The organism is Thalassobacillus sp. C254, assembly GCF_001310615.1.
Map to the genome: position 1 here is coordinate 1 of NZ_BAXQ01000043.1, position 10,486 is coordinate 10,486.

A 10,486-nucleotide genomic window follows, 5' to 3' on the forward strand; every position below is an offset into this window, starting at 1 on the left:
GGGTTTGCGGGGTGCCAGGCACCCGCGTCGGTTGTAACATAAGAAACCGGGAGAGTGCGTGTGGTCAGGTGTTGGCGCAGAGGAAATATTACAGAGCTTGCGGGGGGCCAGGCACCCGCGTCGGTTGTAACATAAGAAACCGGGAGAGTGCGTGTGGTCAGGTGTTGGCGCAGAGGAAATATTACAGAGCTTGCGGGGGGCCAGGCACCCTGCCGTCTCGTGCCGCAGCAAAAATAAACGGGTAACTATAAAAGTTGCTGACAAACCAGTCAGTTTTATATATAATCATTGTATAAAGAATTTTCTAATTATTTAAAATTGTAAGCGTTAACATTGTTTAGGAGATTGTCTATGGGGAATAAAACATAGGTACTAAATTTGAAATAAGCCTGAAATATCTTGCTTGATCACAAGAGGGGAGATTGTACGTGATGATGTTTTGGAAAAAGAAAAGCCTTCACTACCAACTAGCCAATCAGCTCCCGTTAAACACGCCATTAGAGAACATGTCGTTTACCGTCTTTGACACTGAAACAACAGGGTTTTCTATCGGAGGGAAAGATCGGCTCATTGAAATAGGGGCTGTCCAAGTAGAAAACATGAGTGTCACCGATAGAACCTTTCAAACCTTTGTGAACCCAGAGCGAGAAATCCCGGAAAGAATTGTAGAACTAACTGGCATTAATGAGGGACAAGTAAAGGATGCTCCTAATTCTCTTGAAGCTATTGAAGCCTTTTATAAATACGTTGAAGAAAATGACAGCGGAGGATGGGTTGGTCATTATCTAAGCTTTGACGTAATGGTCTTAAAAAAAGAATTACAACGGCATAAATTTACTTTTGATGAACCATTATCACTCGATACGTTAGATTTGATCGGGTATTTAAACCCATCCTGGGATATGAGAGATCTTGAACATTATGCTAAGCAATTTGGAACAAACATATATCAAAGACACAGTGCCTTAGGAGATGCTTTAACAACGGCCCACCTCCTTGTGGAGATATTTCACCATCTTAGGATGCGAGGAAAAAGAACACTCGGTGACATCATCGATATTACCTGTAAAGAAAACGGAAAAATACTTCAATTTTAATAAGAGTAAACCACTGGCATATGCCAGTGGTTTTTTACGTATATCAAGGTGCCAGGCACCGCAGGTTGGCTGTAATAAAGAAAAAGGAGAGACGCATCAACCCAAGGGTTACAGCGCAGAGGAGGCGAACATAAGATGACAGGGGTCCATAGGTGCCAGGCACCGCAGATGGTCTGTAATAAAGAAAAAGGAGAGAACGCCCCATCCCCAGGGGTTACAGCGCAGAGGAGGCGAACATAAGATGACAGCGGCCCATAGGTGCCAGGCACCACACCCCAGAGGTCCCACCCCAAAGAGGCACTCCACCGCGAGGGTGTTAGGCACTTATTTAAAGGAAAGCCTTGTCCTGCTTGAGTTTTTGGTATATATACGCCCACTCGTTAATAAACTGTAACAAATCACCAAGAATGGAGTAGGAGGCGAGTGGTTGTGCACGATTACATCAAAGAACGAACTATCAAGATTGGGAGGTACATTGTGGAGACTCGCAAGACTGTGCGGACGATCGCCAAAGAGTTTGGGGTTTCGAAAAGCACCGTCCACAAAGACCTGACTGAAAGGCTTCCTGAGATTAATCCTGAACTGGCAAACGAAGTAAAGGAAATTCTTGAATACCATAAATCGATCCGCCATCTTCGAGGTGGAGAAGCAACTAAAATTAAGTATAAGAAAACCCAAGATAGATCCTCTGTGCAAACAGAACCTACTATTTAAGTAACAGAACCCTCTCAATTATCTCCCCTTAATAAGCTTCCAACGTGCCCCCTGCATGCGTCTCCTATGTCCACCATAGGTACGTTCATAGCTCTTCGTGTGTCCAAACCGTATCTCACCTCTTCGAATAATCAGACACACAAGACATTAGTATTCTATTAAACATTACATTTGATAAATAATCAGTTACGAAGTTGTTATACAACCATAAAGCCGGGTCTGGCCCTTTTGTCAGGCCCTTTTGCGTGAGCAAGAGGTTTCCATTTATCGTTGAACCGGCCTGTATGAAAAGAAAAGAGGCTCTTCCAATTCCTTTGCTCCACCCAAAGATATCTACCATTTGTTCTTACTTCATATATAGATCATTTCCTCTCTTTTATTCCTGACAAATAGAGGACGATGAAAAAAAGTAGATTATAAAGATAGAGAGCCTCCGGGGAGAGGAGAGAAAGTGAGGATCCTCCCTCTGCCGCGCCCACATCTTGGATCTCTGGTCATCCGTATATTTTTGTAAAGCTTACATAGATATACACAGGAGTACAGGTCAAATCTTTACAAAGGAATACAGTATACTATGAGCGCGGTAGAAATGGTGTAAGTTAAATGAGAAAAGAGAAGGTGCCGGTTGCTTCGTGTTCCATTTGACTTTATTCCATGTCGTGCCATCCCTGGCTGGTTTGCCGATCACCCTTTTACAACCCATATTTTCACTCCCTCCCGTCAGGGAGTTTTCTTACGTTTGCAGGTGGATTCCTAAGGTAAAAGACTCCCTGATTTTCAATCATGAAAATCAACATTTTAAAAAAGGCCGAAAAGGCCGGTATCACGTACAACACCAAGCTCTGTTTTTTCCACGCAAGAGTCCCGTGATAAAATAGAAGAAAGAATCAGGTGCTGCGGCTCAAAACAAAGCGGGAAAACAATGAATGACCGGCCTGTCTGCTTAAGACAAGCCCAGCTTTCAAGCCAGAAAGGTAGGTAGAAAAAAGGATGACAAACATTTTCGCCCATAGGGGAGCTTCAATCACTCACCCGGAAAATACAATGACTGCTTTTCAGGCAGCTGTGGATGCCGGGGCTGAAGGTATCGAACTTGATGTGCAATTAACAAAAGACGAAGAAGTCGTGGTCATTCATGACAATACAGTAAACCGGACGACAGATGGGTTTGGCGCAGTTCATGAGCTGACAGCAAAGGAAATTTCCAAGCTTGATGCAGGTTCATGGAGAGATGCTTCCTTTCGAGGAGAAAAGGTTCCTTTGTTAAAAGATGTTCTAGAATGGCTTACAGACAAAGACATTCTTATAAATATAGAATTAAAAAAGCATAAACCAGGGTATGAAACTCTGGCCCAAAAAGTAACAGATGTAATCAAGGAGCATAACGTTCAAAAGAAGATCATCCTTCTTCCTTTTACCATTCAATCATGGTTGACCTTCACCAGAATCACCCTGACATAGAAAGCGCACTTCTTGTAACGGCTGGCCTTTATGATCCCCTGTCTTATATGAAAAGCACCGGCATCACATCTTTACATGCCAATGTAAATACAATAACAGTAAAAGAAATGCAGGAACTTCAACGTCACGGGATAAAAGTGCGAGTGTACACAGTGAACAATCCTATTGAAATCAAATGCTGCATTAAAGCTGGCTTTGATACAGTGATGACAGACGATCCAGCAGCGGCTGTCAAATTACGTAACAGGCATCTAGAAGACATAAAGACTACACAAAACCCCCATGATATCTAGGTCTTTCCTATGAGATATGGAATAAAAGATAATTTTCCCACTGAAGACAATTTTTCAAAATCAATGGTTGACTTTTGTTTCTGTTTCCATTTATTTATGATAAAATTACAGATTAGAGAAGAGCGTATGCCGGTATAAAAACGGAGAGATAAGAAAACAATAACTAAAAAACGCCTTTTTGCATCCTACAGAAGTCACGTTTTTTGTGGTGGCTCCTTTTAGTGATGTGTTTTCAATGAGTATGGATATATTTTGGTTGTAGATAAAGGGAGGAGCGACAAAGAAAATGGCCAGAGATATTGGGATAGATTTAGGAACGGCAAACGTTCTAATACATGTAAAAGGCCGAGGAATTGTACTGGACGAGCCATCAGTAGTTGCAATTGAGAAACAAACAGGACGGGTCATGGCGGTAGGGGAAGAAGCTTTCCGAATGGTCGGCCGTACACCTGGCAACATTGTAGCCATTCGTCCTATGAAAGATGGCGTCATTGCAGACTTTGAACAAACGGAAGCGATGCTCAAGCACTTTTTAAATAAAATTAATGTAAAAAGCATGTTTTCTAAACCAAGAATTCTTATTTGCTGCCCGACAAACATTACATCGGTAGAGCAAAAGGCAATCAGAGAAGCTGCAGAGAAAAGCGGCAGTAAAAATGTGTACCTGGAAGAAGAGCCAAAAGTAGCAGCGGTAGGTGCAGGCATGGATATCTTCCAGCCAAGCGGCCACATGGTTGTAGATATCGGCGGAGGCACAACCGATGTAGCTGTGCTTTCTATGGGCGATGTCGTCACGGCATCCTCTATTAAAGTAGCAGGCGATCAATTTGATCAGGACATTTTAAATTACATTAAAAAGAAATACAAACTTCTTATTGGTGTTCGTACTTCTGAAGCCATTAAGATGGAAGTAGCTACTGTATCTCCAAGCGGACGGGAAGCGGAAATGGAAATTCGCGGACGTGACATGGTCAGCGGTCTGCCACGCACGATTTCTATCACGGCTTCAGAGATTTATGGCTCGCTTATGGAATCAGCAAGTCACATCGTCCAGGCGGCTAAATCAGTATTAGAACGAACTCCTCCAGAACTATCGGCTGATATTATAGACCGAGGGGTGATCTTAACTGGCGGAGGAGCTTTAATTCACGGAATTGATGAGCTGTTAGCTGATGAATTAAAGGTTCCTGTGATGATCGCGGAAGAGCCAATGCATTGCGTGGCAAATGGTACAGGAATTATGCTTGAAAATCTTGACAGACTATCAAACAAGAAAGCAACGTTATAAATTACTCCGGGTCCCTGATGCAATTGGCATGGGACCTTTTTTATAGGAGAAACGAACGGAAAAGCAGGAAAAACCTTGTTCATTGTCGAAGCATGTAGCAGTATGGTTGTGATTAATCTTTTTTTCTCCTTGATTCCTTGAAAAAGTAAGAAGAATAGCCGATATAATAGAAAGGATCTTTTTTTCTTACAAAACAAAACACCAGATAGGTAAGCCGTATGACATAGGACATAATGTAGATGACAGGTTACACAATCTCCTCATGATGGCTGGGCATATGACCTGATCCTGTGAACGATGGACTGGCTTATCCTTACACGCAGACCAAGACTGAATGAATGTACATAGCATTAAAATCTATATCCTAACCATAGACAGCTCGAGAGAACGAAGGAGGACCACATCCATGCTAAGAGGTTTTTACGGAGCTGCTGCCGGAATGATTACTCAACAGCGCCGCACAGAAATGCTGACGGAGAACATGGCAAATATCAACACACCTGGTACAAAGGGATCATGCTTCAATTCGGTCTTTTCCCGAAATGATGATCTATGCCCAAAATACAGCAAGTATGCCGCCTAATCAGGCAGCACCGATTGGGACGCTTGCCACTGGAGTCTATATGCAGGAAAGAACTCCTAATTTTACGCAAGGGGACTTGCGGGAAACAGGGAACAGCACTGACATTGCCTTACTGCAGGGAAATATGCCGGTAAATGAAGAAACAGGACGTGCGGGCGCCTTATTTTTTAATGTAACAAATGAAAACGGTGAGCAGCGCTACACTAGAAATGGCAGCTGGACTGTCGACGGAGATGGGGCACTGGTCACAGCAGAAGGACATTATATCCTTGGGACTGACGGAAATACCATTAATGTCGGAAATGAGCATTTTATCGTGGGGGAAAATGGGGTAATAGAGACTGAAGAAGGAATGATCGCTGGGCAAATCGGAGTAGCTTTTGCTGGAAATCCGGAATCCCTGGTAAGAGAAGGAGGAGGCCTTTACCGTCTTGGTGAAGGGGAAGATGAACTGCCAGATGCCCTTGAGGTAGAAGAAGCAAATTTTCAGCTGAATCAAGGGTTCCTGGAAGGGGCTAACATAGATGCTGCCCAAACCATGGCCGAGATGAACAGCGCTTTTCGAACGTTTGAGGCTAACCAGAAGGTTCTTCAAGCCTATGATCAAAGCATGGACAAAGCAGTCAATGAAGTAGGGCGCCTGGGCTGATCGTAAAGTAAATTTCCCGGGAAATGTACATCTTGGAGGCAAGCATGGCAATTAAAGTTTGCCTTTGAACAGGAACAAGAGCAGCACAGCAAGACATACTACTTATCCAAAAAGGTGTGACCTTTATGAATACATCAATGATTACCTCCTCTGTTACCATGGGCCAGCTCCAGCAGCAGCTTGATACGATCTCCAACAATCTTGCCAATGCTGACCGCACAGGGTATAAGCGCAGAGAACATTCCTTTTCCGATCTTTTGGCCCAGCAGGTTAATAACCAGAGTGCACAGCAATATGAAGGAGGACGGTTAACTCCTTTGGGCATTCGTGTGGGCAGTGGAGCAAAGATAGCACAGACAGCTCTTCGCATGGAGCAAGGCAGCATTCAACAAACAGAACGTTCCTTAGATTTTGCATTAACAGACCGTGAAACCTTCTTTCCTGTTCAAGGAGAGGAAGGGGAAGTCCTCTATACGAGAGACGGGGCTTTCTACCTTTCGCCAGACCCGGCAAACCCTGATCAGCAGGTGATTGTGAGAGGCGATGGAAACGAGCTTCTTTCTGGAGAAGGAACTCCTTTTGTTGTTCCAGCTGGCACCCGAGACTTCCAGTTAACGAATGAGGGAATGATGGAAGCCGTACTTGCTAATGGAGAGTCAGTGAACATCGGGGAATTGGAGCTTGCCCGCATCACGAAACCCCAGCTTTTAGAAGGAGCAGGCGGCAGTATGTTCACTCTTCCGGACCTTGCTGCTCTTGATATTGAGGCTGAAAATGTGATAGAGTTGGTAGCTGGTAACGAAGCTCAAGTGCAGCAGCATGCACTGGAGCAATCGAACGTTGATTTTTCCAAAGAATTTGCTGATATGCTTAACGCTCAGCGTGCGTATTCATTTAATGCAAGGTCTGTCAGTCAAGGAGATCAAATGATGGGTCTTATCAATAATCTTCGATAGAAGTAACTTGCAAAAAAACTTTGATTTACTAATCAAGGAAGACGAGGAATTGCCATGAGTAACGAAGCGGAAAACAAAGAGGCTCGTTTGCGAGCAGAAAAAAGAGACGAAAAGGCTAATGTGGAAAGTAAGGACAACGATGTAAAGTGGTGGAGGATTGGTCCGCGCATTCGCTTAATTCCAATCTGGCTTCGCCTGGTCATCGTTTTTGTGCTTCTTTTTATCAGTTTAATTATCGGCCTTGTATTCGGCTATAGTCTTCTTGGAGGCGGAGAACCTACTCAGATTCTGCGATGGGAGACATGGCAGCGTCTCATTGATTTTGTAAACGTAAGAGAATAAAGTGGAACCTTTGCTCACGGAATAAGCAGGCAAAAGGAAGACTCCGGGGAAAGGGGTCTTTCTTTTTCTACGATATAAAAAAGGGTGTGCATACATATGCTAAATATTGATGAAATCAAAGAAATTATTCCTCATCGTTATCCTTTTCTTCTTATTGATAAAGTAGAAGAAGTGGAAGAGGGCAAGATGTGTACAGCAATCAAAAACGTTTCTGCCAATGAAGAGTATTTTAACGGTCATTTTCCTGACTATCCTGTGATGCCCGGTGTCCTCATTATTGAAGCGCTGGCTCAAACAGGAGCGGTAGCGATTTTGAAAAAAGAAGAAAACCGCGGTAAAATTGCTTTCTTTGCAGGAATTGACAACTGCCGTTTTAAAGGACAAGTAAAGCCTGGCGATCAGCTCCGCCTGGAAGTCGAAATGACTCGTTTGCGTGGGAAAATAGGAAAAGGCAAAGGGACTGCCAGTGTAGACGGCAAGGTTGTCGCTGAAACAGAATTAATGTTTGCTTTGCAGGACGCTGAATAAAACCCAACACATCTATATTGATAGCAAAAGCTATGAATATAGATGTTTTTTATTTAAGGGCAGTTTGCCACAGCTTTCTCGTGAAAACGTATGGTGGCTTTCTAGAAATCAACAATTCCGCTGCATGATGGGATGTTTTAGGTGCAAGGGAGCTTCCAACAACAAAGTATTTTGCCAGGATGGAACCTATTCTAAACTTTGTATATAAAACTATCACAGTTGTTTATCTTTTCTGCATTTTTACCGATAGTACTATTAGAGATGCCTTCTTACTGTATAAAACAAAAAAGAGAGGAGGAGCTGGTATGAAGCAAGGGCAAAGTCTTCATTTAAATAAAGAAAAGATATTTAAAGAGCTATCCTTTGACTCTGAGAATATTTGGAGAATATTTTCCCACATGAATGATGGACTTGTCATTACGGATTACAAACAGAGGATAATTATGGTTAATCCAGCTTACGAAAAAATGACTGGATATACATACGAAGAAGTTTATGGAAAGAATCCTAAATTTATCAGTTCGGGAAAGACCTCCAGAGAAGCAATTGTTGATATGTGGGACCACTTGAATACAAAAGGGACATGGACAGGGGAACTTTTTAATAAAAGAAAAGACGAAGAAGAATTTTGTTCCTTTATGACGGTCACTTATGTAAAAAAGGAACCGGAAAGCGACTCCTTTTTTATAGGAATAATGAGGGATATAACCGAACGAAAAAAAGCAGAGGAAGAAGCATCTTATCTAGCCCATCACGACAGCTTAACCGGTCTGCCCAACCGCATGGCATTTGAACAAATGGTGGAAGAAGCGATAGGAGATAGGCAAGGAAAAGGGACAAAGCTTGGGATCTTATTTTTGGATTTAGATCGCTTTAAAAGAGTAAACGATTCCTTTGGCCATCAAAGAGGGGATGTACTTCTCCAGGAAGTGAGCAGGCGGCTTTACGCAGCGGTCAAAGATCACGGGAAAATAAGCAGGTTCGGCGGGGATGAATTTACAATTCTTGTTGAAGACACAGAAGAGAAAGAAGAAACCGCTGTGTTACTAAGCAAGATTTTTGATTCTCTAAGAGCCCCGGTACGTCTGGAAGGCCAGAACGTTTACCTTACGACCTCAATTGGTGTCAGTTTTTATCCCGATCATGGAGAAAGCGTGGAAGAGCTGTTAAAGAATGCTGATTTTGCCATGTACCAGACAAAGGATGAAGGCAGAAATAATTTCAGCTATTATCATGAAGCAATGAAGGATCACTCTATGGAGCAGTTTAAGCTGAGTAATCAGCTGCAGGAAGCATTGGAAGCGGAACAGCTGGAAGTCTACTACCAGCTGCAAATGGATGTATTAAGCGGTGAACCACACGGTGTGGAGGCTTTAATTCGCTGGAATCATCCGGAGAAAGGCACCCTGTCTCCTGCTTTGTTTTTACCCTTGGCAGAAGAGAACGGATATCTTCATGAGTTTGATGAATGGGTGCTGAGAAAAGCGTGCATACAGGTGAAAAACTGGCAGATGGAAGGCTTTTCCGACCTTTCCGTTTCTGTTAATGTATCTCCTCCTTTTTTTGAAAGTGATCATTTTGAAACCATTGTTAGCTCTGCATTACGGGAATCGGGCTTATCTCCGGAATGCCTGTGCATTGAAATCACCGAAAACAATGCCATTGCTAATTTAAAGGAATCCATCAGAAGAATAAGAAGGCTGAAACATAAGGGAGTCAAAGTGTCTCTCGATGATTTTGGCAAGGGATATTCTTCACTTACTCAGCTAAAACAGTTCCCTGTTGATATCGTGAAAATTGATCAATCCTTTGTAAGTCAAAGCAACGGTCACGACGAAAATGCGGCCATTGTAAAGATGGTCATTGAAATAGCTAAAATGATGAAATTGCGGGTTACATGCGAAGGGATAGAGACTCTGGAACATTATGATCTTGTAAAAAAACAAGGATGCGACTTTGCGCAAGGATACTATTTTAACCGTCCAGTAAATAGTAAAGAGTGCCGTGAATTGTTAGCATACATGAACAATACTAAGCAATTTTAATAAAGTTTAAGGATGAGAGAGTCTTTCTAAGTCGAGAAGCATATGAAAGGTAAAACACCTAAATATCGTACTTTTTACACAAGATCGTGTGAAAATGTAAAAGACATTCAAAAAGAAGCGAAACTCATAGACGACCACTTCACCCTCTGATAGCATAAGAATCAGCTAATCACACAAGACAGATTAGCCCAACCAAACAAATCAATCATTAAATATCCAAGGAGGATTATAACATGAATAAAAAACTACTTTATACTGGAGCATCTGCACTACTTGCAATGGGAGTACTAGCTGGCTGTGGAGACGCTGGCGAAGATGAAAACGGTCTTGACGACAACGGTGTAGGTGAAGAAGAAGAAGCAGACGTTGAAATCGAAGAAGGCGACGACGAGCTTGAAATCGAAGATGAAGAAGATGGCGACGACGTTGAGCTTGACGAAGAAGACGACGTAGAGCTTGAAGATGAAGAAGGCGACGAAGAGGAAGGCGAAGCTGACGATCTTGACGTTGACGAAGAAGGCGAAGATGAA

General features: G+C 42.8%; 10 protein-coding genes and 1 pseudogene. All 11 read left to right on the forward strand.

Annotation, left to right across the window (positions count from 1 at the left end; genetic code table 11):
• Positions 1 to 434: 434 nt before the first annotated feature.
• On the forward strand, positions 435 to 1,097 hold the full coding sequence (locus JCM19033_RS21055) for a PolC-type DNA polymerase III (RefSeq protein WP_054637811.1): 663 nt from the start codon (positions 435 to 437) through the stop codon (positions 1,095 to 1,097).
• Between the two features lie 429 nt (positions 1,098 to 1,526).
• Positions 1,527 to 1,811, forward strand: coding sequence for a sporulation transcriptional regulator SpoIIID (spoIIID, locus tag JCM19033_RS21060; protein ID WP_054637802.1), 285 nt, complete (start codon positions 1,527 to 1,529; stop codon positions 1,809 to 1,811).
• Between the two features lie 1,044 nt (positions 1,812 to 2,855).
• Positions 2,856 to 3,565: pseudogene (locus JCM19033_RS28575) on the forward strand (glycerophosphodiester phosphodiesterase family protein).
• Between the two features lie 286 nt (positions 3,566 to 3,851).
• On the forward strand, positions 3,852 to 4,853 hold the full coding sequence (locus JCM19033_RS21075; protein ID WP_054637805.1) for a rod shape-determining protein: 1,002 nt from the start codon (positions 3,852 to 3,854) through the stop codon (positions 4,851 to 4,853).
• A gap of 406 nt (positions 4,854 to 5,259) precedes the next feature.
• Positions 5,260 to 5,436 (forward strand): flagellar basal body protein, encoded by a 177-nt coding sequence (locus JCM19033_RS27775; protein WP_306301425.1) that lies wholly within the window; start codon positions 5,260 to 5,262, stop codon positions 5,434 to 5,436.
• A complete protein-coding gene (locus tag JCM19033_RS21080; protein ID WP_306301426.1) occupies positions 5,396 to 6,085 on the forward strand; it encodes a flagellar hook-basal body protein in 690 nt (229 codons plus the stop codon). Before JCM19033_RS27775 ends, JCM19033_RS21080 begins: the two co-directional genes overlap by 41 nt.
• Before the next feature lie 125 nt (positions 6,086 to 6,210).
• Positions 6,211 to 7,041, forward strand: coding sequence for a flagellar hook-basal body protein (locus tag JCM19033_RS21085; protein WP_054637806.1), 831 nt, complete (start codon positions 6,211 to 6,213; stop codon positions 7,039 to 7,041).
• A 54-nt stretch (positions 7,042 to 7,095) separates the two neighbouring features.
• A complete protein-coding gene (locus JCM19033_RS21090) occupies positions 7,096 to 7,383 on the forward strand; it encodes a DNA-directed RNA polymerase subunit beta (RefSeq protein WP_054637807.1) in 288 nt (95 codons plus the stop codon).
• A 96-nt stretch (positions 7,384 to 7,479) separates the two neighbouring features.
• Complete coding sequence (gene fabZ, locus JCM19033_RS21095) at positions 7,480 to 7,911, forward strand: 3-hydroxyacyl-ACP dehydratase FabZ (protein WP_054637808.1); 432 nt, start codon at positions 7,480 to 7,482, stop codon at positions 7,909 to 7,911.
• Between the two features lie 305 nt (positions 7,912 to 8,216).
• Positions 8,217 to 9,956 carry an EAL domain-containing protein gene (locus JCM19033_RS21100; protein ID WP_054637809.1) on the forward strand — a complete coding sequence of 580 codons (1,740 nt, stop codon included), beginning with the start codon at positions 8,217 to 8,219 and terminating at the stop codon, positions 9,954 to 9,956.
• 233 nt (positions 9,957 to 10,189) lie between these two features.
• The coding region (locus JCM19033_RS23925; RefSeq protein WP_054637810.1) for a hypothetical protein at positions 10,190 to 10,486 on the forward strand (297 nt) is incomplete at its 3' end.

Excerpts from the sequence above, each read along its gene's own strand:
- JCM19033_RS21100 (WP_054637809.1), top strand. The coding sequence starts at position 8,217 with ATGAAGCAAGGGCAAAGTCTTCATTTAAATAAAGAAAAGATATTTAAA.
- JCM19033_RS27775 (WP_306301425.1), top strand. The coding sequence starts at position 5,260 with ATGCTAAGAGGTTTTTACGGAGCTGCTGCCGGAATGATTACTCAACAG.
- fabZ (WP_054637808.1), top strand. The coding sequence starts at position 7,480 with ATGCTAAATATTGATGAAATCAAAGAAATTATTCCTCATCGTTATCCT.
- JCM19033_RS21075 (WP_054637805.1), top strand. The coding sequence starts at position 3,852 with ATGGCCAGAGATATTGGGATAGATTTAGGAACGGCAAACGTTCTAATA.
- JCM19033_RS21055 (WP_054637811.1), top strand. The coding sequence starts at position 435 with ATGTTTTGGAAAAAGAAAAGCCTTCACTACCAACTAGCCAATCAGCTC.
- JCM19033_RS21085 (WP_054637806.1), top strand. The coding sequence starts at position 6,211 with ATGAATACATCAATGATTACCTCCTCTGTTACCATGGGCCAGCTCCAG.
- JCM19033_RS21090 (WP_054637807.1), top strand. The coding sequence starts at position 7,096 with ATGAGTAACGAAGCGGAAAACAAAGAGGCTCGTTTGCGAGCAGAAAAA.
- JCM19033_RS21080 (WP_306301426.1), top strand. The coding sequence starts at position 5,396 with ATGATGATCTATGCCCAAAATACAGCAAGTATGCCGCCTAATCAGGCA.